Below are 25864 nucleotides of genomic sequence, written 5' to 3' on the forward strand. Positions count from 1 at the left end.
TATATCAGTCTAACAACGATGCGAGCCGCAACGCATCCTGAAGGTCGTCGGCGCTGAAGGGCTTGAACAGACAGTCCGAAGCCCCTTCACGTATCAACCTCGACCGCACGTCCCCATCCTTGATCGCCGTTATGAATATGATTGAAATCCTTCGGCCTCTCCGACCGAGTTCCTGCTGAAGCTCCGGCCCGGTCATACCAGGCATTGCCACGTCGAGGATCATGCCGTCGCTGGTTTGTAACGACTTCGAATTCAAAAACGCCTCAGCGGACGCAAAGGCTTCCACAGACAGACCGAACGAGCGGAGGAGATCCGGTAGGGCTTCGCGGACGGATTCGTCGTCGTCGACGACCGAGACGTGTTTCTTGCTGGTAGTCATAAATTCCTCCGCATATCACTTGCCGTCGGTACCGCCGACCGACCGATACTTTTCCCGTCGCCGCTCGGAGATGTCGGGACCGAAAATCCTACGGTAGCACCATTGTCAGCGTTTGGTGCAGCCCACAGCCTGCCTTGATGGTTCTCTATAATCGAACGGCTGACAGAGAGGCCGATTCCCATTCCGTCTGGCTTCGTCGTGTAAAAGGCATCGTAAATCCGCTCTAGCCCCTGTGGGGCAAATCCTGCGCCAGTATCCTCGATGTAGAGCCGGACTTCTCCAAGGCCTCCTTCTGTCCTCAAACGAATTCGTCTCGGCCGATCTCCCGCGGCCGGCATCGCCTCGATCGAATTTCGAAGCAGGTTCATGATAACTTGCTGAAGCTGCACGCGAGCGCCGGTCACGCTCGGCAAGTCCTTTGCAAAGTCGGCCGTCAATGACGTTTTCGCATGCTGCAGGTCGCTGGATATCAGCGCGATGACTTCCTCGGCAATCTCATTGATGTCGACTGCCTCGAGGTGCGGTGGTTTGCGGCTAAACAATTCCCAAAGACGGGCGATCACGTCGGCAGCGCGGTTGGCGTCGCGGATCGTCCGCCGTGCCGTGTCCTTTGCGATATCGAGATTTGGGGGATCCGAAGCCAGAACTCGCAGACAAGTCTCCGCATTGGTCACCATGCCAGCTAGCGGTTGATTCACCTCATGAGCAATCGACGCGGTCAACACACCGAGGCTCGTAACGCGAGTTACATAGGACAGTTCTGACCGCGCCTGATTGAGCGCATCTTCCGCCTTCCGGCTCTCGGTAACGTCCTGCACGGCGCCGATCAATTCCTGATCCCCATCCCTGTTCCGCTCACTATGCGCAAGCACCCGTATGTATTTCGGCGATTGGCTCGGCGTTATCAGGGTTATGTCGTAGTCGAAGTCGCCGTCCCCTCTGTTGGCTTGATCGATAACCTGCTCCACGGTAGCTAGACTATCGGAATTCAGACGGGACAGGACGACGTCGAGCGTCACCGGCGTCGTCGGATCGACTTCGAAGATACGATAGGTTTCCGCCGACCAGGTAACTTCGCTTGTGCCAAGATTCAGCAAGAAGCTCCCTGTCTTGCTGAGGCGTTGGGCGTCCGCGAGAAACGCCTCGCTTCTGCGTAGCTTCTCCTCGGCTCGCTTTCGGTCGTCGATATCCGTCAATAGTCCATACCACCGGATGATCGTGCCTTCGGCGTCGCGAAGGGGGAGCCCCCGAAGCTGGAACCATCTCCACGTGCCGTCGTGCCGGAGAAAGCGGGTTTCGTAATCGTATGGTTCTCCCGTGGCGATGGAGCCCATGAAGCTATCGATGCAGGTCTGCAGATCGTCGGGGTGCGTGATACCGTTGCTCGACCAGTCATTCAATTCCGACAGCGGACGCTCGAAATAGTCGAGGATCTGCTGATTGCCGTCGATCAACTGGGCTTCTGGCGAGAAGATTGCTATCATTCCTGCGATGCCGTCGACGATCAAACGAGACTCACGCTCTCGTTCGGCCAGCGCTCGTTCCGCGCGCTTCCGGTCTTCGATGTCGATGTGGGTGCCGTACCACTTGATGATCTTGCCGTCTTCACCCAGGAGCGGCGTCGCGCGAAACAGAAACCACCTGTATCCGCCATCGGCTCCACGCATTCTTGCTTCGAAATCAGCAGGACGACCCGAAGCAAGAGAAGCGTTCCAGGACTTTGCGAGATGGCTCGCATCCTCCGGGTGAACGACAGACTCCCAACCAGAGCCTTCAGCTTGTTGGGCATTCAATCCGGCATACTCCAGCCATCTATCGTTCACAAAGTCGCAGTAGCCATCGGGGCGGCTCGTCCACACGGTGAGTGGCATCGCGTTGACGATGTTCCTAAGCTCCATTTCGTTGGATCGCAGCGCGTCCTCGGCCTTCCGCCGGTCATCGACATCTATATGGAGCGCGTACCAACGGGCGATGCCGCCGCTTTCATCCGCGAGGGGATAACCGACGATTTGGAACCAACGATATTCGCCGTCCGCGCGCCGGAGCCGTACCTCGGCCTCGTAGGCCGTGCCTCTGACGACCGCCTTTTGAACGGCGTTGGTTAACCCCTGCATGTCATCGGGATGGACTACGTCACTTCGACCCCAGGAACGTAGTTCATCAAGCGACCGACCATAGTATTGCAGGAGGTGACCGTTGATCGCCTCGACGTTTCCGTTCGCATCAAGGACTCCTATGCCGGCCGGTATGCTTTCCAAGACAGTCTGATTTTCCGATGCCTTCTCGGCGGCGCCGTCTCGCATCTCTGGTCGCGATGCAATGTCCGCCCCCTCCGTCGCCAAGCCGTACCACCTCTCCACTCGATCGTTGTCGATCGATGGCTTGCAACGGACATGCAATTCCTTCAACGAGGCGGTGGGGTGACCTATAGGCAATGTGATTTCGAAAGGCTCGCGCCCGGACAGCAGCGCGTACCACTGCTGTCTCGTGTTCCGCAGGTCTGCGGGAGGGGCGGCTAATGGCCAAACCGTCACCGCTTCGCCAAGCCCGAGGAAATCAACCAAATTGGCGTTCATGAAATCGATGCTGCCGTCCGAGAGGGCGGTAAAAGCCATTCCTGGCAACGCTTCCAGAACCCGAACGAGTTCCACGCTCATATCTATCCTTTTCGCGGGATTGCACCCTCAGGATATCGTGCGTTTTAATCAACCTGCCGTATATTATCCTATGGTATCGGTTGTGCCGTTATCGCCGGGTTCTACTAAGTTGTGCCGCGCGCCGATCGAGGCTTTACGCTTCAGTGAATTTCGGGTGGCTCCTCCAGCCGAAGGCGCGCGGCCATGTTCACGAGGTCGGGAAGAGTTCGGGCACACATCTTCCGCATGACTTGGCCGCGATGCGCCTTGACGGTGATCTCGCTGATATCCAACTCGTATGCCACTTGCTTGTTGAGAAGCCCTTTGACCACGCGCACCATGACCTCTCGTTCGCGCTTGGTAAGCGCCTCGTAACAACCTTGCAGCGCAAGCAGGTTGCTATCGTCACGCAACATGGCCGCGCTCTGTTCCAACGCCGAGCTCACGGCATCCAGGAACGCAACCGTCTCGATCGGTTTGGTAAGGAAATCCAACGCGCCTCCTTTGAGAGCTTTCACGGTCGTCGGGACGTCGCCGAAACCGGACACGAATATGATCGGCATCCTGCTCCGGCTTGTCGTAATCATGCTCTGGAGATCGAGGCCGTTCAGTCCTGGCATATTCACGTCAAGAACCAGGCAGCAGGGAGAGGCCAGAACCGGTGCTTCGAGAAAACTTTGCGCGGAGTCAAAAAGCAGGGGTCGCCACCCGGCGGAGCCAATCAGCAGCTCCAGCGATTCTCGCACTGAGATGTCGTCATCAACGACGAAGACTGTCGGTCGATCCTGATCGCCTAGGTTCGAAGTCGTCACCGTGGAGGTCATCCGGTACATGTGCTCTCCCAAAGAGCTGTCCAGGTCGTCGCCAACTTCCCGAAAAATGGTATCACAAAATGTGCGCTTGGCGACAAAATCATCAGTTCGCTTAGCAAGCCTGGACAGAATGAGCGGTCCAGCGGGGAAGTCCATTGTACGATGGTATCGGGCCTGAAGGGTCGCGCGTCACCTGCTTGTTGGGTAGAAGGCCCGTGACCGGCAACTTCGCGCGGTCGCCGGCGCCTAAAGCGGTCAGGAGCAGATGATGGATCGTATCGATGCAATGAAGGTCTTCGTCACTGCGGTTGAAGAAGGAAGCCTGGCGGGCGCCGCTCGTAGGCTGAAGCGGTCCCCGACTGCGATCAGTCGGGCATTGGGTCTGCTTGAGCAACATGTTGGCGTGGAGCTCCTTCACCGAACGACAAGGAGTCTAAAGCTCAGCGAAGCGGGCCAGAGATATGTCGAAGCATGCCGCAGGGTGCTTGTCGATCTCGAGGAGGCGGACATGATCGCCGGCTCAGAGCGATCCTCTCCGCGAGGAACGCTGACAATTTCGGCGCCGCCCATCCTGGGCGAAGAGGTGCTCCGGCCGATCCTCGACAGCTTCCTTCGTGAGAACGCCAACGTCTCCGTTCGGCTTTTGATGCTCGACCGCTTCGTGAACCTGGTTGACGAGGGAGTGGATGTCGCCCTGAGGATCGGCAATCTCGCCGACTCGACCCACATGTCCACGCGCATTGGCGGAGATGTTCGCCGCGTCGTGGTCGCCGCGCCGCAATATCTCGACAGTCGAGCCGCAATCACTGAGCCGTCGGATCTCTCCCGCCACGACTTGATCGCCTTCTCGAACTTCGGCCTCGAATCCTGGAGCTTTGCGCCCGCAAAAGGCACTTCCGTCCCAAGAACCGTTCACTTCACCCCACGCTATCTCGTCAACAGCGTCCGAGCAGCCGCGGCATCGGCCGCCGAAGGAATGGGCGTGACCCGGCTCTATTCGTATCACGTCGCAGAATATGTCCGCGACGCTCGCCTCAGAGTCGTTCTTCCTCAGGCGGAGCCACCTGCGCTGCCAGTTCACATCCTGACCCCTCAAGGACGCGCAGCCGTTCCGAAAGTTCGAACCTTCATCGACTTTGCAGTTCCGCGTCTACGTTCGGAACTTGGACGCATCGCCGCGGAATCCGGAAACCTCGAATAATTGTGCCGAAACGCGGTTGGCTGTCTGCAGGCAAGCGACGGTTCTCCGCGACGTGCTTCCCAGCTAACCACTAGTCACGGTGATGAGCTCGGTACCGGCTCGGTGCTCGTCAACCGAGGCGGACGGACGAGTGTCGCCGGTAGCCAGCGGGACGCCGGCCCGAGAGGACCGGTGTACTTGCGCACAATGCTCGGGGCGGAGATGGTTGCCTGGGGCGCAGGCTTTCATTCAGGATGTCACGTCGGCAGCGTTTGGCCAGACTGCTCCTTGACCAGATAGTCGGCGTACCATTCTGGCCACGCCTCGTCGTGCTTGCCGCCGTCGCGCTTCTCATGCTCGCCATGAGCGGAAGCGACCCTGCGCAGCGCCTCTGCGAGGTCGCCGGCGGATGTGAACGCAGCGCCATTGGCGTCGATGCGACCGGGAAGTCTCGCCGTGACTTCCTGCAGGAGCCAGCCGTTTCCGTCCGGGTCGGAGAAGGAGGCGAAAGAACCGTAGCTTGACCGGGAGGGATGTGGTCCGGGCAGCCGATGGTCGGCGCCCTTGTGGTGGAAGACACCGCCGTCGTCGTGAAAGACGCCGCTCATCTCGGCGCCGCGGGAGGCAAGGGCCGCGTGCGCCATCTCGATGTCGGTGACGACGAGGTGGAGGCCCTGAGCGGAACCGGGTGCGGCGGCGGTCACATTCGCTCCGAAGATCACGGAGCAAGGCGAGCCCGGCGGGGTCACCTGCACGACGCGAAAGCCGTCCTCGCCCGACACGTCGGCGTCGAGCCTCCAGCCAAGGCCGGTATAGAAGGACTTGGCCCGATCGACGTCGGACACGGGAATGACGACGACTTCAAGCTTCGTGTCGATGTGATCCGTGCGCGCGGAATTGGTTGGGGTGGGTTCCTGGATAGCCATCTCGATCTCCCTGTTAATCGCGGTCACTTTCACCGCGATCGGCACGATGCGCCGTCGCTGTCCCCGATGTCCATTGTCCCAAGGTGTCGATGCGTCGAGCACGTCGCTAACCGATCCATTGGTATCGCCGATACCTTCGAACAATATCTTCGGCAGCCATGCCGGACGATCCCTAAGACCCAATCCAACCACTCAGTTTCAATGGAGGACGTCATGTCAGCAGGAGTAGAAACGGCAACCGCACTGTCGCCGACGCGGCGCGAACTGCTTGCAGCCACGGCCGCGACCGCCGCCCTCAGCATTCTGCCGAAGCCCGTCCGGGCGGCGACGGGAGGCGATGCAATCCGTCCGTTCAAATGCGTTATCCCGCAGAAGGAGGTCGATGAACTGCGCCGCCGTGTCCGTGCGACACGTTGGCCTGGCAAGGAGACGGTTTCCGACCGTTCGCAAGGCGCGCAGCTTCAAAGGCTAAAGCCGCTCGTGGAGTACTGGGGCACGGAATACGACTGGCGGCACGGCGAGAAGAAGCTCAACGCGCATGCGCAGTTCATGACCAGGATCGACGGCCTCGACATCCATTTCATTCACGTCAAGTCCCAGCACGCGGACGCGCTGCCGCTGATTATGACGCATGGCTGGCCGGGATCGGTGCTCGAACTCCTCAAGACGATCGGGCCGCTCACAGATCCCACCGCGCACGGCGGTGCCGCGCAGGACGCCTTCCACGTCGTCATACCGTCGATGCCCGGCTACGGTTTCTCGGAGGTACCAAGCGAAACCGGGTGGGGGCCGGAACGCATCGGGCGTGCCTGGCACGTTCTGATGAAGCGGCTCGGCTACGACCGATACGTTTCGCAAGGGGGGGACTGGGGCGCTGTCGTATCCGACAAGATGGCTGCCCAAGCGCCGGAAGGCCTGCTCGGCATCCACACCAACATGCCTGCGACCGTTCCGCCCGACATTGCGAGGGCGCTCGCCGATGGCGAACCCGCGCCAGCCGGGCTTTCCGAAGACGAGAAGGCCGCCTACGAGCAGATGAACGCGCTGTACACGAAGGGCGCGGGCTACGCTTTGATGATGGTCACGCGGCCGCAGACGTTGGGCTATGCATTGACCGATTCACCCGTCGGTCTTGCCGCCTGGTACTACGACAAGTTCGCGGACTGGACCTACAGCGGCGGCGATCCGGAGAAGTCTCTGACCAAGGACGAGATGCTCGACGACATCTCTCTCTACTGGTTCACAGGGACCGCCACGTCAGGCGCGCGGCTCTACTGGGAAAACAACGCAAACAACTTCAACGCCGTCGACATCAAGATACCGGCTGCGATCACCGTGTTCCCCGGCGAGATCTACCAGGCTCCGAGGAGCTGGGCCGAGAAGGCGTACCGCAACCTCATCTACTACAACAAAGTCGACAAGGGCGGCCACTTCGCCGCCTGGGAGCAACCAGACCTTTTCGCATCGGAGCTTCGGGCGGCGTTCAGAACTCTGCGCTGACGTTGTACCGAAAGCACCTCAATCAAGGAGAACCACAATGACAAACTTTCCAAGAGGCACTGCGCTTATCACCGGAGGATCGTCGGGTATCGGCGCGCTCTACGCCGACAGGCTCGCCCGCCGCGGCTACGACCTGATACTGGTGGCGCGCAGCCAGGATGCGCTCGCCCGGATCAGCAAGGATATCGCAAGTTCGACCGGTCGGAACGTAAAGACCGTGCGGGCGGATCTTGGCCAGCGCGACGACCTTCTGAAGGTCGAAGGAATCCTTCGGAGCGACCCATCGATCACCATGCTCGTCAACAATGCCGGGGTCGGCGCGGTCGAACCGTTGCTTATGTCCGACGTCGAGGCGATGGAAAAAATGATCGCGATCAACGTGACGGCCCTGACTCGTCTCGTCTATGCCGTCGCGCCGTCCTTCGTCGCACGTGAGCACGGCACGATCGTCAACATGGCCTCCGCATTGGGCGTCGCTCCCGAAATCCTCAACGGCGTATACGGCGCAACAAAAGCGTTCGTCATCGCTCTGACGTTCTCTCTGCAGAAGGAGCTGGCAGAAAAGAACATCCGAATCCAGGCCGTACTTCCCGGCGCGGTGGAGACGCCTTTCTGGGAGGCGTCGGGCGGCTCGCTCGACCGACTGCCGGACCAGATCGTCATGAAGGCTGAAGATGCGGTGGACGCTGCACTGGCCGGTCTCGACATGGGCGAACTGATCACCCTACCTTCAGTTCCCAACATTGAAGACTGGAACGCGTATGAGGCGGCTCGTCAGAAGCTGATGCCGAACCTTTCTCGCAACGTTCCCGCCCCGCGCTACCGGACGCCGGCATTGGCGTCCTGACACCGGTGCAACAACACTCAAGAAGCGAGGCAGAGATGTCCGACTGGGATCTTTTGAACCGGTTTCCGCGCGTGCGCTTGGTGAACGGACCGACGCCAATCCAGCGGCTGGATCGTTTGGAGCAAGTGCTCGGCGAGAGCCGACGAGGCGTCTCGATCTGGGCGAAGAGAGACGATCTCATGGAGCTCGGCGGCGGGGGCAACAAGCTCCGCAAGCTCGAGTTCCTCATCGGGCAGGCCCAGTCTGAAGGCTGCGACACCCTCGTCGTAACCGGGGGAGTACAGTCAAACTTCGCTCGTCTGGCTGCGGCCGCCTGCGCCAGAACCGGACTGGAATGCGAGGTCGTTCTGGCTCAAATGGTGCCCCGCGAGACAGAGGTCTACCAGGCCAATGGCAACGTCTTGTTGGACCGAGTCTTCGGCGCCCGCGTCCACCTCCTTGGCACGGGCGACGATGCGAGCGCTTTCGCCGCAGGCCGCGCGTCGGAGATCGCCGCGTCCGGGGCGAAGGCTTTCGTGGGCACGCTTGGCGGTTCGACGCCGGTCGGAGCCCTGGGCTACGTCGACTGCGCATTCGAAATCGCAGCGCAATCGACTGAGATCGGCATCGCGTTCGACCAAGTGGTCATTCCGAACGGAAGCGGCGGCATGCACGCCGGTCTGGCCGTGGGAGCTGCCCTGGCCGGAAAAGATCCTTCCAGGATCAGAGCATACACCGTTCTCTCGCTAGCGGAGGTATGCGTCGCCGCGACGGTGGAGAAGGTCAACGCGGTCTTCGACCTCCTCGGGAAGAAGGACCGAATTCGAGCGGAGGAGCTGACGATAGACGGCGCACAGCTCGGTGGCGGCTACGGCATGCCGACGTCCGAAATGATCGAGACGATCAGACTCGTCGGCCGCTCTGAAGGCCTGCTTCTGGATCCAGTCTACGGAGCGAAGGCCTTTGCCGGCCTGTTGTCCGATATCGAAAACGAAGTCATCGCGCCAGGATCGAATGTCTTGCTCGTCATGACGGGAGGTTCCCCTGGGCTCTATGCGTATGCAGACGCCCTGAGCAGCACCTGATCCTCTCTCCCCGAGGGTCATCATCATCAACCGGACATAAAATGAGGAATGCCATGCCCACGAAACCAAAGATCGCCATCATCATCGGCTCCACCCGGCCGACCCGTTTCGCCGACAAGCCCGCACAGTGGATACTGAAGCAGGCTCAGGCCCGCGACGACATCGACGTCGAAATCGTCGATCTGCGCGACCATCCGCTGCCGTTCTTCGACGAGGTCGCGTCGAACGCCTACGCACCAAGCCAGAGTGCGGAAGCCGTTCGTTGGCAGCAGACCGTGGCCCGCTACGACGGGTACATCTTCGTCGTCGCGGAATACAATCGCTCGATCACCGGCGTGCTGAAGAACGCCCTCGACCAGTCATACGTGGAATGGGCACGCAAGCCGTTCACCGCGATCGCGTATGGCACCGCGGGCGGGTCGCGCGCACTCGAGCATCTGCGCGGAATCGGCGTCGAGCTGCAGATGGTTTCCACGCATGCGGCCGTTCATATCGGCGGCAGCGACTTCTTCACCGTCTTCTCGATGGGCGGCAACAAGCCGATCGAAGAGATCGAAGCCAACCTGCTGCCGTCGGCGAAGACTGCGCTGGACGAGCTGGTCTGGTGGGCGAAGGCCACGATGGCTGCGAAGGCTTCAGAGGTCTAACCTCTGCAAGACAAGGAGCGGGGGGGCGTTAGCCGCCCCCGCTCCAGTTTTATCGTCTACACGCGAGGGGCGGCATTAACATCCTTGAGTGGGGCTGGAAGCAGGTCTGCCGGGAAGTCCTGGTAGGACACCGGGCGCAGGAAACGGTAGATCGCCAATGTGCCTACCGACGTCGATCTTCCGTCCGACGTCGCCGGATAAGGTCCGCCATGGACCATTGCCGGGGAGACCTCGACGCCGGTCCCGAAGCCATTGACGAGGAGCCGGCCGGCGAGAAGTTCCAACTGCGGGATCATCCGGGAGGCGGCGGCGACGTCCTCTGCATCCACGTGTAGCGCGATGGTCAACTGACCTTCCAAGGATTCGACGACCCTGCGCAGATCGTCGTGGTCACTGCAGCGAACGATCAGTCCCGCCGCGCCGAAGACTTCTTCCTGAAGCTCTGGATTGGCAAGAAAGGCAGCCGCCGTCGTCTGGAAAAGCGCGGCCGAGGCCTGATGAGCCGTTCCGTCTTTCCCGGCAGAGACCTGCGATACGGACGGTGACGACGAAAGCCTTGCAACGCCCTTTCGATACGCCTCGCAGATGCCGCCTGTCAGCATGGTCTGAGCTGGCGCTTCGGCCAAGGCCGCCGCTGCGCTCTCGATGAACGCGTCGAGCCCCGCGCCCTCGATGGCGATAAGCAGACCAGGATTCGTGCAGAATTGACCGGCGCCGAGGGTCAGCGAAGCCGCGAACGATCTCCCGATTTCCGCGCCCCGGCCCAGCAGTGCGTTTGGATAGAGGATGACGGGGTTGATGCTGCTCATTTCGGCGTAGACGGGTATCGGCTGCTTCCGCTCCGACGCGATCTTCATCAACGCGGTACCCCCGCGGCGCGAGCCGGTGAAACCAACTGCGCGTACCCGGTGGTCGGCGACCAGGGTCTGGCCGACCTCGAATCCTGCGTCGAACAAAAGCGCAAAAGTCCCCGACGGGAGCCCGCATGCCGCGACGGCGTCGACGACGGCCTTGCCAACCAGTGCGGAGGTTCCGGGATGGGCGGAGTGCGCCTTGACGATCACCGGACAGCCGGCGGCGAGGGCCGAGGCAGTGTCGCCACCAGCGACAGAAAAGGCTAGGGGGAAGTTCGACGCCCCAAACACCGCGACCGGTCCGAGAGCGATGTTGCGGAGCCGAAGGTCAGGCTTCGCCGCCGGCTTGCGGTCGGCGTCTGCGGGATCGAAACGCAATTCCTGGAAGGCGCCGTCGCGGACTTCCTTCGCGAAGAGCCGGAGCTGTCCGACCGTTCGGGCACGCTCTCCTTCGATGCGCCCGCGCGGCAGTCCCGTCTCGTCGATCGCTCGCAGGACGAGTTCGTCGCCAAGGGCCAGAATTCCTTCCGCGATCGCTTCCAGGAAGCGGGCCCGATCTTCGAGCGATGTTTCCTTGTAGACCGGGAAGGCATCCCAGGCCAAAGACGCGGCTTGCTCGACCTGCTCCTTTGTCGCGCCCGCAAAGCTCGGCTCCATGGAGCTGCCGTCGGCTGGGTTGATCGCGGAGAATGTCGCAGCCGCGCCGCGCATGCTCGCGCCGCCGATGAGGAGGTCGCCGGAGAGTGTCATCATGGATCCTTTCGAAACTAAGTGTCGATACTGTCCTCCACTGATATGGGAGGCTCGACTTGAACCGTTGGCGGTTGGCTTTCGCCTCAGATAGGCGTCGGCGCCAGGCATGCCAAGCCTCGGAATGCAAATAGTATTACTTTTTAAACGAATCCGCATCCGGCGAGCTTGAAGCCCGCCGGATGTAAGTGTCCGTAAGATGGCAGCTTTACGCCGCCTGAGTGAGAGCGATCGCAGCCACGGTTTCCTTTGTGTCGACGATGGCGCTGGCATAGCTGGGCAGATTGACCTCCAGCGCCGCATGCATCATTTCCGGCGAGTAGTCGGCGACCGCGTCCTTCACGACCGTCACGTCGTAGCCAAGTTCGGCGGCGTACCGTACGGTGGCTTCGATGCATGTATGGGCCACCAGACCGATTACGATGACACGCTGTATGCCGTGCCGTTTCAGCTCGAGATCGAGATCCGTATTGGCGAAGCCGCTTGAGCACCAGTGCTCCGATGCGACGACCTCGCCGGCCACGGGCACGAATTCAGCTCTAAACTCACCGCCCCACGTGCCGAACTCGAAGCTCTTGCGGTGCCAGGCCGCACGCTGGATCGGCGCCACGTACTTCCAGTTCTCATAGTCTCCGGCCCGATAGCGATGATGCATCGCGAAAAAGACCCGAAGCTTGGCTTCGCGTGCGGCGGTCAGCACTTCGAGCATGTGCGGCACGCAGTTGTTCGCCTCGGCGACCTCCTTGATACGCGGCCAGATCTTGCCACCCTCGGAAATGAAGTCGTTATACGGATCGACCACGAGGAGTCCGGTATTGCTCCTATCGAAGGATAGTTCAGCCATGATGTGCTCCTTCGCCGGTTCAGGCCGCCTTCGTCGCCGAGTTCTTCAGGGCCGCGCGCTCGATGCTCGCCGCGAACAGCGGCGTCTCGCCCTTGTTGTGGGCGATGGACATCGGCTGCCGCTGCGTGCGGAAGAGTTCGAACGGGATGCCCTGGCGATCGAGGAAAGCCATCATCTCGTCGGTCGCGTAGGATTGGACGCGGTTGGTGAATTCGCAGCGGTTCGCATCCAGCTTCTTCACACTGAGTTCCCAGGTGACGTGGATGGTGACCCGGCCGTTCGGAGTAAAGACGTCTGAATCGGAGTCGAGGATGAGATGATGCTTTTCGCCGAGTGTCTCATGGTAATGCTGGACCATCAGGCTGCCGCCGATTGTCTCGACATTTATCGACATCCGCGTGCCGTCGTCCGCCGTCGTGAAGCCCGCTGCGATGTGGGCAGGCGAGCATCCCTGGTATTCCTTTTCGGGCAGATTAAAGCACCAAGTCGGAATATCGATCTTCTCGATCGGCGCGTTGATGATGGTCGAAAAGCTGGAATCGACGATCTGGTTTTCAAGGCTGTGCATGAGACTTCTCCTTTGTCGTTGAGTGCGTTGAAGGATGTTGATGCCCGCGCGACCTGCCGAGTCCTTGCGCGGGCACCGCCTCGGCCTACTCGTCGGCCAGAGTTTGCGTGTAGTGTCCGAGCCTGGCCTCGATGTCCGGGTCCTTCTGCAGGCCCATGTCCATCAGGCGTCCGATGTTCTTCTGCGCCGCCGGACGCTGGACCGACGTAATGAAGGCGTCCCAGCCTGCGGCGATCTCGGGGTCGCTCGGAAGGCTCGCGAAGTCGACCAGGCGTTTGGTGTCGGCGATCGCCTGGCGGTCAAAGCCAGAGATCCGGGTAGCGAGGGCGTCGACGAACGGATCGAGCTTGTCGTCGTCGAAGGCGCGATTAACGTATCCGTACTTCTCAGCGAGATCGCCATTGATGTCGTCGGAGCCAAGCAGGACCTCCAGCGCTCGACCGCGCCCCATCAGCCGCGGTAGCCTTGCCATCGGGCCGCCGCCGGGGACGAGTGCCGCGCCGACCTCCCACTGAGAGAGAATTGCTTTCTGACGGCTCGCGAAGCGCATGTCGCTGGCGAGAGCAAGCTCGCTTCCGACGCCCGTCGCGCGGCCGCGGATCAGCGCGATGGAGACGACCGGCGACTTGCTGATGCGGACCAGCATGTCGGGCAGGGGGTGCAAGCCTGTGGGGCCAGAGGGGAGGCCGGTGGATTCGGCGAGAGGCGGCGTAAAGTTGTAGTGAGTGAGGAAGAACCCAGGCACATCGCTGTCGAAGACTACGACCCTAAGATTGGGATCGCTCTCGATTGCGGCCATCACTTTTTCCATCTGAGGGATCGTCTCCGGTCCGAAGATGTTGAAGGGCGGATTGTCGAAGGTGACACGCCAGTAGGCGGGGGTCCGCTTGTCCACCTTGATCTGCGCATCTTCCTGACTTGGGTCGGCCTTGACTTCTGCACCACGATCCACCTTTTCGGCGACCTTCGTCTGATCGGATAGGGCGAGCGCCGGAAGCAGCAATAGCGCCGCGGCGGTAAGGGCTTTCGACGACATCGCGATGGCGCTTGTCCTGGTTGGTTGTCTGACCTTCATGGCAGGCTCCGTTCTTGGGTTTGGGATGCAAACGCTGGCCCGATCTCGAAGACCAGTTCGATCTCGACGGGCATTCCAAGCGGTATGCTGGAAACGCCGAGGACGACACGGGGAGGGAGCCGGGCGGGACCGAACACGTCGAGCAACAGCTCTGACGCGCCATCGGCGACTTTGGGGTGTTCATGGAAATCGGCGGGGCAGGCGATGTAGACTCCCAGCTTGGCGACCGATCGGATCCTGTCCAGCGTTCCTAGCTGCGACTGCGCGGCGGCTAGACCACTAAGGCAGGCCGCTCGCGCTGCGTCGTAGCCTTCGGCGACGGACAGCTCGCGGCCGACGAGGCCCGTATAGAGTGGCACATGTCCGGCGACCGGTAGCATGCCGCTTAGGAAAAGCAGCGAGCCGCTTTGGAACGCTTCGACGTACGCGCCGTGGGCGCCTTCGGGAGGCATATCGCCAGTTCCTTGATGCGCGCCTCAGCGCTCGCGACTACCATTTGCCCAGATGTGCGCCGTTGTCGACGTGAAGCACCTCCCCGGTGATGTTGGAGGACTCCGTCAGATAGACGACGCCGTCGACGATCTCCTGAACCGCCGTGATAGTCCCCATCGGCGACAAGGATTCGAGGAAGGACCGCGGGTTCTTCGCATGGAGAGGAGTGTCGACCACCCCCGGAGACAGGGCGTTGACGCGGATGTTGTCCTTGGCGAACTCCAGCGCCAGGCTCTTGGTGACGGCGTTGAGGCCGCCCTTGGTAACCATTGGAAGCGACGCGGTCACGCCGGCAATCGGATGGTCCGTCAGCGACGACGTGATCGTCACGACGCTCCCGCCGGACTTCTGGCGCAGCATTTGTCCGATCGCGCGCTGCGTGAAATGGAGGAATCCCTCGACGTTCGTCGCGCACAGGCGCCGGAAATCGTCGATGGTGTATTCGAGGAACGGTTTGGTGAAGAACACTCCGGCATTGTTCACGAGTGCGTCGATCGAGCCGAACTGCTCAATCGCCGCCGCCGCCGCCCGTTCGGCGGTTTCGGGATCCGCGACGTCGCCGCTGATCAGTTCCAATCGCCCCGCACGGTCGAAAAGCGTGCTCTCGCTGATGTTCCGAGAGGTTCCGACGACGTTCCAGCCCTTGTCCAGGAACGTCTTGACAAGTCCGGCTCCGATCCCTTGCGACGCGCCTGTGATGATAACAGTCTTATGCACGCTCATGCCTGCCTCCGTTGTGGCGACGCGGGTACCCTTCGTCCGCCAGGTGGCGGTCGCTTTGTTCCTCGTGTGATGCGTTGATCCAGCCATCGGCCGGGAGCTTCCCGGCGGTCGCGCCGTCGTCCGCTCTGCCACGACAATCGCGCCGAAAATCGGGACCCGATATTGTACCAAGGTGTTCCCGATACCTTCGGATTGGGTCGCTCGTCAGGACACCAAGGTCCAATAGACGCGGGTCGTGGCCGGAGGTATCAGCGTTGCAACGTCACGCATGACAAGGAGTCCACATGACCCGCTGGCCGGATCGCCGAATTCTCGACCTGTTTGGAATCGAGCTTCCCATCATCCAGGCGCCGATGGCCGGAGCGACGACGGTCGAAATGGTCGTCGCCGCGGCCAAGGCCGGCGGTCTGGGGTCTCTCCCAAGCGCTCAGTTAAACGTCGAGGGGCTGCGTCAGGCCCTCCATGAGATCCGCGGCGCTACCCACGCGCCTGTGAACGTGAACTTCTTCTCACATGTTTCCCCCGCCGAAGATCTGGCAGCGCAGATGCGATGGAGAGCTCTGCTCGCGCCCTACTTCGTAGACGCAGGACTTGACCCCGCCACGCCGATCGCCGCGGCGGGCCGTGCACCATTCGACTCTTCGTTTTGCGAGGTGGTCGAGGAGTTGAAACCGCAGGTCGTGAGCTTTCATTTCGGGCTGCCCGAAAAGTCACTGGTGCAGCGTGTGAAGGCGACAGGCGCGAAGATCATATCATCCGCCACGACCGTGGCCGAGGCCGTCTGGCTCGAAAAAAACGGCGTCGACGCACTCATCGCCATGGGTTTCGAGGCCGGTGGACATCGCGGGAATTTCTTGAGCCAGGACATGACGACACAGGTTGGAATCATGGCGCTCCTGCCCCAGGTGGTCGACGCGGTGCGGGTGCCGGTCATCGCCGCCGGCGGGATCGCCGACGGGAGAGGTGTCGCCGCCGCCCTGATGCTCGGAGCTTCCGCCGTCCAGGTCGGGACAGCCTACCTGTTCTGCCCTGAGGCTCGGATTCCCGCAGTTCAGGCAGAGGCGCTGGCTTCGGCCCGAGACGACAGCACCGCGATAACGAACGTTTTTACCGGCCGTCCAGCGAGAGGCATCGTAAACCGCCTGATGCGCGATCTAGGTCCAATCTCAGATGCCGTGCCTGCATTTCCAACTGCTGGAGGAGCTCTCGTTCCCATCAGAGCAAAAGCCGAGGCGGAGTCGAGGAACGATTTTACGAACCTCTGGTCGGGGCAGGCCTCCCGTCTTGCTTTGAAAGTTGGTGCTGAGGAATTGACGCGAGAACTCTACCGGTCCGCATTGGACGTCATCGCACACCGCAGTCCTACCTGACGGCATCCCGCAGATCCTTCCGGATCCCGGCAGACAGCCTGCCGCAGACTGACGGTTCACGCAGACCTCGACCAATCTACCTGAAGGGGAGCGGCCGTCGCGCGAATTCGTGGCGACATATGTTCAATCGAACAAAGGACAGCGTCATGTCTAAACGCAGCCCCAGCCCATATGTGGTCGTGCTCGCTGGATCGGCGTCCCTCGCCATCGCCATGGGCGTCGGTCGGTTCGCATTCACTCCAATTCTGCCGATGATGCTACACGACGGCGTCCTTGATCTTTCGCGAGCCGGAGGACTCGCCACTGCCAACTACGTCGGCTACCTGGTCGGTGCATTGGCGGCGATGGCAGTACCCAAGAGGTGGGACCATACCTTCGTCATACGCCTGACACTGGTGGCCACGGTTCTGCTTACGGCTCTGATGTCTGCGCCCTATGCCGAGGCCTGGGTCGCTCTTCGGTTCTTGGCGGGCGTCGCTTCGGCGGTCGGATTCGTCTTCACCTCCGGTTGGTGTCTCGCCCAGCTTTCGGGAACCGGCAGCTCGATCGGAAGCGCCATATTCACGGGACCCGGCGCAGGCATCGCCGTGTCCGGGCTGGCCGCCAGCGGGATGACCATTCTCGGGCAGTCCGGCCACACCGCCTGGCTGATATTCGCCGCGATCTCCGCCACGATCAGCGGGATCATATGGAAGACCTTCGGCGAGAGCGCGAAGCCATCCGACGCCTATTCCGTGGGGGCGCCGACGCGCGCCTCCGGCAAGGTGCCGAAATCGGAAATGCCTCTATTTGCGATCGCATACGGGCTGGCCGGCTTCGGCTACATCGTCACGGCGACCTATCTTCCGGTGATCGCGAAGAACAGCATTCCTGGTTCACCCTTGCTCACCGTCTTCTGGCCGCTTTTCGGGGTCGCGGCAGTCGTCGGATCGCTGCTGGCGGCGCGCGTGAAGCATAGCGCCGACGTGCGGCTCCATCTGATTGCCGCATACCTCGTGCAGGCGGTCGGGGTGGGGCTGTCGGTTATCTGGCAGGACGCTTTCGGTCTTGCCCTCAGCAGCGTTCTCGTGGGCCTGCCGTTCACTGCGATCAGCTTCTTCGCCATGAACGAAGTTAGGCGGATCAGATCGAGCCACCACACGCGTTACATGGGACTGCTGACGGCGGTGTTCGCGATCGGACAGATCATGGGGCCGCCTGCCGTAGGAGTGATCATGAGGCATGTGGTGAATGTAGACGCCGGGTTCGATCTCGCGCTTGCCGTCGCCAGCATCGCGCTCGTAGTCGGCGCCGCGATCTATGTTGCGATGATCCTGCTGTTTCCAAGCGAGCGGAATGCGAGGAGCGTGGGGCGCTCGGTTCGTCCCACTTGAAAATCACGCGCTTCTGTCTTCTCCGATGCGATCGTCGCGTATCTCCAAATTTATGCTCGACACCATCGTACAATAGAAGGGTTGGTATCGATTGCGCATGCTGCCTTGATGGAGAGACGGGTAAACCAAGTTGGCCAGTACGAGGAGAGTTACATGCTTTCCAAGTGCGTCAGCCACCTTTGAGGAAGTACGGAGAAAATCAATGGACCGGCATCTCACAGAAGTTAACGGCGGCGAGACTGCGCAGGACGATGGATGCGCCTTGGATGCTTTGATACGATTCTATCGAGCCTTCAACGCTGGCGATCTCGAAGGGCTGGAACAGGTCTGGCTCGGCGGCTCTGATCCCAGCATGGACAACCCGATCGGCGGCATCCGCCGCGGTTGGGACCAGATCGCCGACGGGTATTCAACGCTCTTCAAGGGAAAAACGAAGGTCCAGGTGACCTTCCACGACTTCACGAGCCAGGGCGGCGACGAGTGGCATCTGTTCGTCGGCCGCGAACGCGGAGTATGTCAGACGGCGACAGAGACGCTTGATGTCGCCTTCCGGACGACCCGGTGGTTTGTAAGCAAGGAAGGCGGTTGGCGACAGCTTCACCATCATGGTTCCGTCGAGGATCCGCAGATGCTGGCTGCCTATCAGAAACTGATCTTCGGCTGAAGAGATGGGGCGCCGGCAAACGTCGGCGCTCTGTGCGACGCGCACCCGCTAGTCGCGAAGCTGTCCCCGCACCAAAGGCGCGACGTCCGTTCCCAGCAGCGCGATCGAACGACGCATCGCTTCCGCGTCGAGCGCGGCGGTGCTCATCTGAAAGGTGAGGCGAGCAATTCCTCCCAACGTTCTGTTAACATGGGATATCTTGGCAGCCACCGTCTCCGGGCTGCCAACGAGGAACGCGCCACCCGGCCCGCACATATGCTCGAACTGAGCCTGCGTCGGCGGCGGCCAGCCGCGCTCTCTTCCGGCGTCCGTGAACATTTGGAACCAGCCGGGGAAAAACGCTTTCTTTGCGGCCTCGTCGGTCTCTCCGACAAAGCCAAGAGCGTGGACGCCTATCCGCTGGTTTTCAGCGGGATGCCCGGCGACGAGCCATGCTCGACGATAGAGCTCGACCAGGGGCAGAAAGCGCTCGAAGCTCCCTCCGATGATGGCCACCATCAGCGGGAGGCCGAGAGTGCCTGCGCGGACGAAGGATTCAGGCGTGCCGCCCACGCCAAGCCAGATTGGCAATTTGGGCTGATGCGGACGAGGGAAGACACCCTCGCCATTGATCGCAGGACGAAACCGGCCCTGCCACCTGATGTTGGGCTGCTCCCTGATCTTGAGCAGTAGGTCCAGCTTTTCCGCAAACAGCGCATCGTAGTCCCTCAGGTCGAAGCCGAACAGGGGATAGGCCTCCACGGAAGAGCCACGACCGACCACGATCTCCGCTCGTCCACGGGATATCAGGTCCAGCGTTGAGAACTCCTGGAAAAGCCGGACGGGATCGGAGGCGCTAAGGACGGCGACGGCGCTCGTCAGCCTTATCGACTTGGTGCGCGCCGCCGCTGCGGCAAGTATCACGGCGGGCGCGGAATCAAGCGCGTTTTCCCTGTGGTGTTCGCCCATTCCGAAGACGTCCAGACCGACCTGGTCCGCCAGTTCCACCTCGGAAAGTACGCTCTCCATGCGATCGACGGCCGACTGCAGGCGACCCGTGTCAGGGTCGGGCAGGAGCATCGCAAAACTATCGATACCGATTTCCAAAGTTGAATCCTTTCAAGGAGCTCGCACCCGGAGCCACGGCGTTCTGACGCCTTCCCGGCGGAAGCGCTTCCCATCTCACGACTAGGCGATGCCTCGCCAGTGTGGTTTTTCGGATGGAGATCATCGATTTTTTCGATAATTGAGCGCGTCGGGACCCCGGTTGCTCACGCCCAGGAATCGGCATCTCTTACCGCCTTGGCGAACGCCTCGGGCGCCTCCTGCGGCAAATTGTGGCCGATCCCGCCCGCTGCGAGACGGTGTTCGTATTTCGCCTTGAACTTTGCGGCGTAGGCGTTGGGATCCGGATGAGGCGCTCCGTTGGCGTCGCCCTCCATCGTGATCGTCGGCACATGGATCTCGGGACCGGCCGCAAGCCTGGTCTCGAATTCGTCGAACCGTTTTTCACCTTCCGTCAGGCCCAGCCGCCAGCGGTAGTTATGAACGACGATCGAGACGTGATCGGGATTGGCAAATGCTTCTGCACTCCGATCGAAGGTCGCGTCGTCGAACTTCCACTGCGGCGAGGCGAGACGCCAGATCAGCTTGGCGAAGTCGTTCGTATATTTTTCATAGCCGTCGCGACCGCGGTCCGTGGCGAAGTAGAACTGATACCACCACTGAACCTCCGCGGCTGGGGGCAGGGGCGCCTTTCCCGCAGCTTGGTTCCCTATGAGATAGCCGCTGACGGATACTAAACTCCTGCATCGTTCTGGCCAGAGCGCTGCGACGATGTCGGCGGTCCGCGCACCCCAGTCGAACCCGGCGACCGTCGCCTTTTCAATCTTCAAGGCGTCCATCAGCTTGATGGCGTCGACGGCAAGCGCCGACTGTTGGCCGTTCCGCATAGTGTCATCGGACAGGAACCTGGTGCTGCCGTATCCGCGCAGATGCGGCACGATCACACGATGACCACGCTCCGCGAGCAAAGGCGCCACCTCGGCGAAGGCGTTGATGTCGTAGGGCCATCCGTGGAACAGCATAACGGGCGAGCCGTCTTCAGGACCGAGCTCGGCGTATCCGACATTCAGGTCTCCGGCGTCGATACGCTTGTCGGCAACCAGGCCCATATTCTTCTGCCGTACCGGCCTTTTGCTTTGTTCGGCACCTTCGACGCGCCCTGCAAGGATTCCTGCGGCCGTCAGCCCGAGTGCCACTCCGCCGAAGGAGCGGCGTGTCCAGGTCGCGTTGTTTGAGTTGCTCATGGCTGTGTCTCCAAAGATCGCTTGTTAAGTACCTGCCGCACGACAGGCCCTTGCGAGTCCATTTCAGACAGGTGGTAGAAATGCGCTACTGTCCAATGGTGTCGGTCAGCTACGGGAGTGCTTAAACATGGCGGCGCGGCGGCGCCTCAGAACGCCGAAAGCTCGTTCGCGATGGAGCCCGACGCGGGCCCAAGTCTTGCGGCCATATACAAAAGGTCGGGAAGTGTTCTGGCGTTCATCTTCCGCATGAGCCGGCCACGATGAGCTTTGACGGTGATCTCGCTAATATTCAACTTGAAGGCCACCTGCTTATTCAGCAAGCCTTCTACCACGAACTTCATGACTTGACGTTCTCGCGGAGTAAGGGTGAGAAAAAAGGCTTCCAAACGGTTTGCCTCGTGGAACGCACGTATCGATGCGTTCACCTCCTCTGCGATTACGGCGGGATCATCCTGCTTGGGGAGGAAGGCCACCCGGAATCTGGTCGTGGCAACAGAAGTGGCCGGACTGTTCCTCGGGGTGACCACGACGATTGGGCAGTGCACCGCGAAGGAGCAAATCAACCGCGCTAGATCTGAAACCGGAAGATCAGCCATGCTCGCATCGACAAGGATGCAGTTGAAACATCCAGCTTGGGCGCCGTTAAGCAAGTCGCGCGCTGAGGTGAACCGTTCTAGTTGCCAGTTCATGCCCGAAATATATCGATGCAAATCGGGATCGAATTCGGTGCCGTTATCCAAAACGGCGACCAAAGCATCGCTCGAAAGAGTTGTCGAAGGATCAGTAGGATTTTCCGTCCGGTACATGCCATTCGTCCTCATTGATCGTGCACGGAAGTGCTGCGGCTGGAAGGTGTAATGATGCTTCACGCACGTTGTAGTGAAGGCGCTTGGCGTTTTTAAACCAGGACCCAGCCGTTCGCGACTTAAGTGGCGTGAGAGATCCTGAAAAAAGCTGAAGTATTCCCTTACCAGTTGTTGAAGTGCCCTTGGCGCAATCTGCCCCTCTGTGATTTTATCGATGCGGTTGAACCAGATAGATTCGGGTCGCTTTGGGACAGATTGAGATAGGCCTCTTCGAGCACTCCGGATGGGAGCTTGATCTCGAAAAGCGAGAGCTGCGTGCGATGGGCGCTCCGGTACCGCTCGGCAGTCGCGCGTTCGAAATCCTCGAAACACTTGCAGTTTCTTCGGGTAGGATCGTCACGAAAGACGAGCTGATGAAGCGCGTCTGGCCTGGAATGGTCGTCGAGGACAACACCCTCCAGGTTCATATCTCTGCAATAAGGCGTGCGCTTGGAAAGGACCGAGACTTGCTGCGTACCGTGTCCGGTCGCGGATATCGACTACTCGGCGAGTGGACGGAACCCGATAAGCGGTTTGCCGATCCGACGCCCGCCACGCTCGTGCGGTCGAGCGAACGAGAGGATTTTGTTACTAACATCCCCTCGGCGGCGTCCGAGCTCATCGGCCGTCAGGCTGCAATTTCTCATATCGTGACGCTCATGTCGGCCTATCGAATTGTAACCCTGACGGGACCGGGTGGGATCGGGAAAACCGTACTCGCGTCCGAAGTCGCCCGCCGCCTGCAGCCGACGATCGATGGGGATGCATTCTTTGTGGAGCTGGTTTCGCTCTCGGATCCAAATCTTGTTCCCACTACACTTGCACAGGCTCTCGATCTGCGCCTTCAAGGCGACGACATCTCTGCCGAGCTCGTTGCGCGGGCAATTGGTAATCGGAAAATGTTGCTTCTAATCGACAACTGCGAACATGTTGTCGATGCCGCTGCCGAGATGGTCGAGGCGATGCTGCGCGCCTGCCCGAACGTTTCGGTTCTCGCAACGAGTCGGGAACTTCTCAGGATCGAGGGGGAGTTTACATATCGTGTTCCCCCGCTTGATGTGCCCGCGAACGAAAAGGTTGGTGATCCGTTAACGCACAGTGCGGTTCAGTTGTTTGTCGCCCGAACGAGGGCGTTGCAGTCCGACTTTACGACGAGCGGGGACAGGGTCTCGATTATCGCGGGTATTTGCCGGCATCTGGATGGAATTCCCCTGGCCATAGAGTTCGCCGCCGCCCGTGCTGCCACGTTGGGGCTTCAACAGATCGCCGGCCGATTGGATGACCGTTTCGTTCTTCTGACCGGCGGACGCCGTACTGCCTTGCCTCGACACCGCACGCTTCGGGCCGCGCTCGATTGGAGCTATGAACTATTGCCCGAAGGAGAGCGTCGCCTTCTGCACAGTCTCTCCGTATATCCCGCAGGGTTTACCTTGGAGGCCGCGATGGCCGCCAGCGGGGAGGACGAGGAAGAGACCGCACTAGGGCTCTCGAACCTCGTCACGAAATCGTTGGTGACCTTCGACGGAACGGAGGCAGCCCCGCGGTGGCGTCTTCTGGAGACGGTGAGGGTCTATTCGCTGGAAAAGCTTGGAGGGGGCACCGACTATCGAATGACGATGAGGCGGACCACGGCCTTCTTCCATTCGTTATTTAAGCCATTTTCGAGTGAAGACTCGCTGCAGTTGGCAATCGATGGTCTGGGGCCGTATCGCCGAGAGATCGATAATCTCCGAGCCGCTTTGACTTGGGCGCTTTCTCCAGAGGGCGATGGAAAGCTCGGAGCAGGCCTCGCCGCAATTGCCTCCGATTTCTGGACCGCGACCTCGCTCGTGTCCGAGTCAGGCGAATGGGCTAAAAAGGCGCTCTCCTGCCTCGAAGGAGAGGAGGGGGGACGTACGGAAATGGTCCTACAGTGCGCCCTGGGCTTCGCGATGATTTATACGCAGGGTATGAGCGAGCAAGGTAGAGCGGTGCTCGCACGCGCCCTGACGCTCGCTGAAACGTTGGATGACCAGGACTACCGGCAACGCGTTACTTGCGCCCTCTGGCTTTTTAGCGCTCGATCGGTGGAGTTGGATGATGCGCTTGTTTACGCGCAAGAATACGGGAGAGGCGCTGGCGGAGGCGATGCGAGGTCACGCGCCACGGCAGCTTGGCTGTCGGGCATCCCGCAGACCTATCAGGCTCACCACGTGGAAGCTCATGACCGACTTGATTGGGCGGCGAGGAATTCGCCGCCCAACAATCGTCGGACGGATATGCTCAGGCTCGGGGCGGACATTCGGACGTCCTCAATGGCTCATGACACCGTCAACTTGATCTCGTTGGGTCGATTGGAGGTGGCTTCTCAAGCAGCCGAAGACTCAGTCGATGAAGCCCGTGCAACCAAGCAACCATTCGTATTTTGCGTCGCGTTGGCCTGGGCGTCCGCCTTCGTGTCACTTAGTCTGGACAACGAAGCGCGAGCACGACACTGGGGCGAAGAACTCACTGCACATGCACTGCAGCATGGTCTGAAACCGTTCTACGCAGTTGGCATATGCGTCCGAGGCAGCCTGGCGTCGCGTTCAGGCTCGCCCGCGGAGGGGATCGACGCTCTTCAAGCCGGCATTCGAGACATGCAAGAATCCTCGTATCTACTGTTCTATCCGTTTTTCATGTGTGAACTCGCAGCCGCGTTGCAGGCGGCCGGACGTCTGGACGAGGCGCTCTTGGAGATCGACAGAGCACAGAAATTTTCAGCGGAAAAAAGCTACCGCTGGATAATGCCCGAACTTCTACGAAAGAAAGGCGAGATCATCGCAGCACAAGGTGCGAATGAGAGCTTGGCCGTAGACCTCTTTCGGGAGGCTGGCCTAAGAGCATCCGCTCAAGGCGGTTTGTATTGGGAGCTTACAGCGGCCATGAGCTACGCGGAATATCTGGCCGGCCGCGGTGATCTTCGAGCGGCACAAGAAATCCTTCGTCCCGTCTACGAGCGGTTCCGCGAAGGACTGTCTACCCCTCGACTTTTGCAGGCGAAGAGGTTGCTCGGCGCGAAGCAATGAGCCTCGTAGATCTTTGACTGATGCTTCGACGCGGCTTCGAAACTGCACGGCCACGTTGTTGCCCGCTCGCTGACGAAGCCTGGGAATACGAAAGTATTGGCAATACCTATGTGCAACAGCTTCCCTCTCTGCTGGTTGCCATAGTGGGCTCCTAGCCAGGCCGTTTGTCGGCGGGTGTCAGGAGAACACTATGTCTCACAGGAACCGCAAGCCGTCGGGCAGTATCTTCCCAGGCGTCGCAATCTTATTTGCAATGGCAGCTCTGGTTGGCGCCCTGGTGTCGATACAGCGGCCAGCGGCTCCGATCCGCGTCTGGGTACCTGCCCAGTCCGGCGAATCCCGTTTAGGCGGGGAAAAATCGCTCTCTACGTGCTCACCAGTGTGGGCCGGCTGCAATCCGTCGAATCCTGTATAACCTACAGCATCAAGGGCGCCGATATGATGAAGCTGCATTACAGCATGTGCGGGGCAGTGCTAAGCTCGGAGCACGTGTCCATGATGCGTGGTCTGCTCAAGGAGCATTGCGAGAACCGACAGTACGATAGACAAAGCGCCGAAGCCGAGGATGCGGCGAGGGGCCTTCTTTGGTGGTACCAGAACGGAGTGACCGAGCAAGAGAGGCTCAGGCACCTACTCGCGATCAGCGTGGTTCGCGGGTCTTGAGGCAGACCTGCATGACAAACTTACGCCTCTAGCCGTCTCGGTGTTTGTCAATCCGCGAGTTTCACCCTGACTGGCACTCCCTTGTAGGACGGCGTACCGGACTGGCGATCGAAGTGTCGGAGCGAGATGACGACGTTCATCTCTGGATAGTAGCCCGCGATGGAACCCTTCGGAATGTCGTAGGCTACCGCCGTGAAACCGCTAACGAGATGCTTGTCATCGTCCTCGCCAATGAGCGTAAGCATACGGTGAAGGCCGCTGGTCACGCCGCTTGAGCGTCGATGGTCGGCGGTGTCCAGTTCCATGGAAGCAGTTGC

Annotated in this window: 21 protein-coding genes and 2 pseudogenes; 9 read left to right on the forward strand and 14 right to left on the reverse strand. The window is 60.6% G+C overall.

The features are described 5' to 3' along the window. Positions 1 to 4: 4 nt before the first annotated feature. From BS629_RS26600 to BS629_RS26610, 3 genes are all read right to left on the reverse strand, one after another. Positions 5 to 379: a response regulator transcription factor gene (locus tag BS629_RS26600; protein WP_077988593.1), complete on the reverse strand. Its 375-nt coding sequence runs from the start codon at positions 377 to 379 to the stop codon at positions 5 to 7. Continuing rightward, on the reverse strand, positions 376 to 3036 hold the full coding sequence (locus BS629_RS26605; protein ID WP_077988594.1) for a PAS domain-containing protein: 2661 nt from the start codon (positions 3034 to 3036) through the stop codon (positions 376 to 378). The genes BS629_RS26600 and BS629_RS26605 overlap by 4 nt, the downstream gene beginning before the upstream one ends. 140 nt (positions 3037 to 3176) lie before the next feature. Beyond that, positions 3177 to 3848: a response regulator transcription factor gene (locus tag BS629_RS26610; protein ID WP_077988617.1), complete on the reverse strand. Its 672-nt coding sequence runs from the start codon at positions 3846 to 3848 to the stop codon at positions 3177 to 3179. Between the two features lie 247 nt (positions 3849 to 4095). On the opposite strand from BS629_RS26610, the gene BS629_RS26615 reads away from it, so the two are divergent. Continuing rightward, the gene (locus tag BS629_RS26615) at positions 4096 to 5028 is read left to right on the forward strand and encodes a LysR family transcriptional regulator (RefSeq protein ID WP_077988595.1); all 933 of its coding nucleotides are present in this window, start codon (positions 4096 to 4098) and stop codon (positions 5026 to 5028) included. Positions 5029 to 5264: 236 nt separating this feature from the next. On the opposite strand, the gene BS629_RS26620 is transcribed toward BS629_RS26615, so the two are convergent. After that, positions 5265 to 5933, reverse strand: coding sequence for a VOC family protein (locus BS629_RS26620; RefSeq protein ID WP_077988618.1), 669 nt, complete (start codon positions 5931 to 5933; stop codon positions 5265 to 5267). Positions 5934 to 6146: 213 nt separating this feature from the next. Between BS629_RS26620 and BS629_RS26625 the strand changes: the two genes are divergently transcribed. The 4 genes from BS629_RS26625 to BS629_RS26640 are packed head-to-tail and all read left to right on the forward strand — an operon-like array spanning position 6147 to position 9991. Further along, positions 6147 to 7433, forward strand: a complete 1287-nt coding sequence (locus tag BS629_RS26625; protein WP_077988596.1) for an epoxide hydrolase family protein — start codon at positions 6147 to 6149, stop codon at positions 7431 to 7433. A gap of 37 nt (positions 7434 to 7470) precedes the next feature. Continuing rightward, positions 7471 to 8280 (forward strand): SDR family NAD(P)-dependent oxidoreductase, encoded by an 810-nt coding sequence (locus tag BS629_RS26630; RefSeq protein WP_077988597.1) that lies wholly within the window; start codon positions 7471 to 7473, stop codon positions 8278 to 8280. 35 nt (positions 8281 to 8315) lie between these two features. Then, positions 8316 to 9344 (forward strand): D-cysteine desulfhydrase family protein, encoded by a 1029-nt coding sequence (locus tag BS629_RS26635; RefSeq protein WP_077988598.1) that lies wholly within the window; start codon positions 8316 to 8318, stop codon positions 9342 to 9344. 53 nt (positions 9345 to 9397) lie between these two features. Then, entirely contained in the window at positions 9398 to 9991 is a 594-nt protein-coding gene (locus BS629_RS26640) for an NADPH-dependent FMN reductase (RefSeq protein WP_077988599.1), read from the forward strand. 56 nt (positions 9992 to 10047) lie between these two features. On the opposite strand, the gene BS629_RS26645 is transcribed toward BS629_RS26640, so the two are convergent. The 6 genes and pseudogenes from BS629_RS26645 to BS629_RS26670 all read right to left on the reverse strand — a co-directional run bounded on the left by BS629_RS26645 (position 10048) and on the right by BS629_RS26670 (position 15297). Next, positions 10048 to 11595 carry an aldehyde dehydrogenase (NADP(+)) gene (locus BS629_RS26645; RefSeq protein WP_077988619.1) on the reverse strand — a complete coding sequence of 516 codons (1548 nt, stop codon included), beginning with the start codon at positions 11593 to 11595 and terminating at the stop codon, positions 10048 to 10050. 208 nt (positions 11596 to 11803) lie between these two features. Then, positions 11804 to 12439, reverse strand: coding sequence for a cysteine hydrolase family protein (locus BS629_RS26650; protein WP_077988600.1), 636 nt, complete (start codon positions 12437 to 12439; stop codon positions 11804 to 11806). 19 nt (positions 12440 to 12458) lie between these two features. Further along, entirely contained in the window at positions 12459 to 13007 is a 549-nt protein-coding gene (locus BS629_RS26655) for a hypothetical protein (protein ID WP_077988601.1), read from the reverse strand. Positions 13008 to 13092: 85 nt separating this feature from the next. Continuing rightward, positions 13093 to 14082: an enoyl-CoA hydratase/isomerase family protein gene (locus BS629_RS26660; RefSeq protein WP_077988602.1), complete on the reverse strand. Its 990-nt coding sequence runs from the start codon at positions 14080 to 14082 to the stop codon at positions 13093 to 13095. Continuing rightward, positions 14079 to 14578: pseudogene (locus BS629_RS26665) on the reverse strand (RidA family protein). The gene BS629_RS26660 and the pseudogene BS629_RS26665 overlap by 4 nt, the downstream one beginning before the upstream one ends. Next, the gene (locus BS629_RS26670) at positions 14572 to 15297 is read right to left on the reverse strand and encodes an SDR family NAD(P)-dependent oxidoreductase (RefSeq protein ID WP_077988603.1); all 726 of its coding nucleotides are present in this window, start codon (positions 15295 to 15297) and stop codon (positions 14572 to 14574) included. The pseudogene BS629_RS26665 and the gene BS629_RS26670 overlap by 7 nt, the downstream one beginning before the upstream one ends. Before the next feature lie 284 nt (positions 15298 to 15581). Here BS629_RS26670 and BS629_RS26675 point away from each other — a divergent pair, with 284 nt between their 5' ends. The 3 genes from BS629_RS26675 (at position 15582) to BS629_RS26685 (ending at position 18704) form a co-directional block, all read left to right on the forward strand. Then, the gene (locus BS629_RS26675) at positions 15582 to 16667 is read left to right on the forward strand and encodes an NAD(P)H-dependent flavin oxidoreductase (protein ID WP_077988604.1); all 1086 of its coding nucleotides are present in this window, start codon (positions 15582 to 15584) and stop codon (positions 16665 to 16667) included. Positions 16668 to 16813: 146 nt separating this feature from the next. Continuing rightward, entirely contained in the window at positions 16814 to 18040 is a 1227-nt protein-coding gene (locus BS629_RS26680) for a YbfB/YjiJ family MFS transporter (RefSeq protein WP_077988620.1), read from the forward strand. Positions 18041 to 18242: 202 nt separating this feature from the next. After that, complete coding sequence (locus BS629_RS26685; RefSeq protein WP_077988605.1) at positions 18243 to 18704, forward strand: YybH family protein; 462 nt, start codon at positions 18243 to 18245, stop codon at positions 18702 to 18704. Between the two features lie 48 nt (positions 18705 to 18752). Here BS629_RS26685 and BS629_RS26690 read toward each other — a convergent pair whose 3' ends face one another. The 3 genes from BS629_RS26690 to BS629_RS26700 all read right to left on the reverse strand — a co-directional run bounded on the left by BS629_RS26690 (position 18753) and on the right by BS629_RS26700 (position 21798). Beyond that, positions 18753 to 19790 (reverse strand): LLM class flavin-dependent oxidoreductase, encoded by a 1038-nt coding sequence (locus tag BS629_RS26690; RefSeq protein ID WP_077988606.1) that lies wholly within the window; start codon positions 19788 to 19790, stop codon positions 18753 to 18755. Between the two features lie 164 nt (positions 19791 to 19954). After that, entirely contained in the window at positions 19955 to 20992 is a 1038-nt protein-coding gene (locus tag BS629_RS26695; RefSeq protein WP_077988607.1) for an alpha/beta fold hydrolase, read from the reverse strand. Between the two features lie 146 nt (positions 20993 to 21138). After that, the gene (locus tag BS629_RS26700) at positions 21139 to 21798 is read right to left on the reverse strand and encodes a response regulator transcription factor (protein ID WP_077988608.1); all 660 of its coding nucleotides are present in this window, start codon (positions 21796 to 21798) and stop codon (positions 21139 to 21141) included. Positions 21799 to 22043: 245 nt separating this feature from the next. On the opposite strand from BS629_RS26700, the gene BS629_RS26705 reads away from it, so the two are divergent. Beyond that, positions 22044 to 24884, forward strand: coding sequence for an ATP-binding protein (locus BS629_RS26705; protein WP_077988609.1), 2841 nt, complete (start codon positions 22044 to 22046; stop codon positions 24882 to 24884). A 710-nt stretch (positions 24885 to 25594) separates the two neighbouring features. Here the strand turns inward: BS629_RS26705 and BS629_RS40030 are convergent. Beyond that, positions 25595 to 25864 (reverse strand): annotated as a pseudogene (locus tag BS629_RS40030) (hypothetical protein); the annotation flags it as partial.

The organism is Rhizobium leguminosarum bv. viciae USDA 2370 (assembly GCF_002008365.1).
Taxonomy (GTDB): Bacteria; Pseudomonadota; Alphaproteobacteria; order Rhizobiales; family Rhizobiaceae; genus Rhizobium; species Rhizobium leguminosarum.

Excerpts from the sequence above, each read along its gene's own strand:
- BS629_RS26670 (WP_077988603.1), bottom strand. The coding sequence starts at position 15,297 with ATGAGCGTGCATAAGACTGTTATCATCACAGGCGCGTCGCAAGGGATC.
- BS629_RS26625 (WP_077988596.1), top strand. The coding sequence starts at position 6,147 with ATGTCAGCAGGAGTAGAAACGGCAACCGCACTGTCGCCGACGCGGCGC.
- BS629_RS26650 (WP_077988600.1), bottom strand. The coding sequence starts at position 12,439 with ATGGCTGAACTATCCTTCGATAGGAGCAATACCGGACTCCTCGTGGTC.
- BS629_RS26630 (WP_077988597.1), top strand. The coding sequence starts at position 7,471 with ATGACAAACTTTCCAAGAGGCACTGCGCTTATCACCGGAGGATCGTCG.
- BS629_RS26620 (WP_077988618.1), bottom strand. The coding sequence starts at position 5,933 with ATGGCTATCCAGGAACCCACCCCAACCAATTCCGCGCGCACGGATCAC.
- BS629_RS26605 (WP_077988594.1), bottom strand. The coding sequence starts at position 3,036 with ATGAGCGTGGAACTCGTTCGGGTTCTGGAAGCGTTGCCAGGAATGGCT.
- BS629_RS26675 (WP_077988604.1), top strand. The coding sequence starts at position 15,582 with ATGACCCGCTGGCCGGATCGCCGAATTCTCGACCTGTTTGGAATCGAG.
- BS629_RS26640 (WP_077988599.1), top strand. The coding sequence starts at position 9,398 with ATGCCCACGAAACCAAAGATCGCCATCATCATCGGCTCCACCCGGCCG.
- BS629_RS26685 (WP_077988605.1), top strand. The coding sequence starts at position 18,243 with ATGGACCGGCATCTCACAGAAGTTAACGGCGGCGAGACTGCGCAGGAC.
- BS629_RS26680 (WP_077988620.1), top strand. The coding sequence starts at position 16,814 with ATGTCTAAACGCAGCCCCAGCCCATATGTGGTCGTGCTCGCTGGATCG.
- BS629_RS26660 (WP_077988602.1), bottom strand. The coding sequence starts at position 14,082 with ATGAAGGTCAGACAACCAACCAGGACAAGCGCCATCGCGATGTCGTCG.
- BS629_RS26610 (WP_077988617.1), bottom strand. The coding sequence starts at position 3,848 with ATGTACCGGATGACCTCCACGGTGACGACTTCGAACCTAGGCGATCAG.
- BS629_RS26700 (WP_077988608.1), bottom strand. The coding sequence starts at position 21,798 with ATGTACCGGACGGAAAATCCTACTGATCCTTCGACAACTCTTTCGAGC.
- BS629_RS26615 (WP_077988595.1), top strand. The coding sequence starts at position 4,096 with ATGGATCGTATCGATGCAATGAAGGTCTTCGTCACTGCGGTTGAAGAA.
- BS629_RS26635 (WP_077988598.1), top strand. The coding sequence starts at position 8,316 with ATGTCCGACTGGGATCTTTTGAACCGGTTTCCGCGCGTGCGCTTGGTG.
- BS629_RS26655 (WP_077988601.1), bottom strand. The coding sequence starts at position 13,007 with ATGCACAGCCTTGAAAACCAGATCGTCGATTCCAGCTTTTCGACCATC.
- BS629_RS26695 (WP_077988607.1), bottom strand. The coding sequence starts at position 20,992 with ATGAGCAACTCAAACAACGCGACCTGGACACGCCGCTCCTTCGGCGGA.
- BS629_RS26600 (WP_077988593.1), bottom strand. The coding sequence starts at position 379 with ATGACTACCAGCAAGAAACACGTCTCGGTCGTCGACGACGACGAATCC.
- BS629_RS26645 (WP_077988619.1), bottom strand. The coding sequence starts at position 11,595 with ATGACACTCTCCGGCGACCTCCTCATCGGCGGCGCGAGCATGCGCGGC.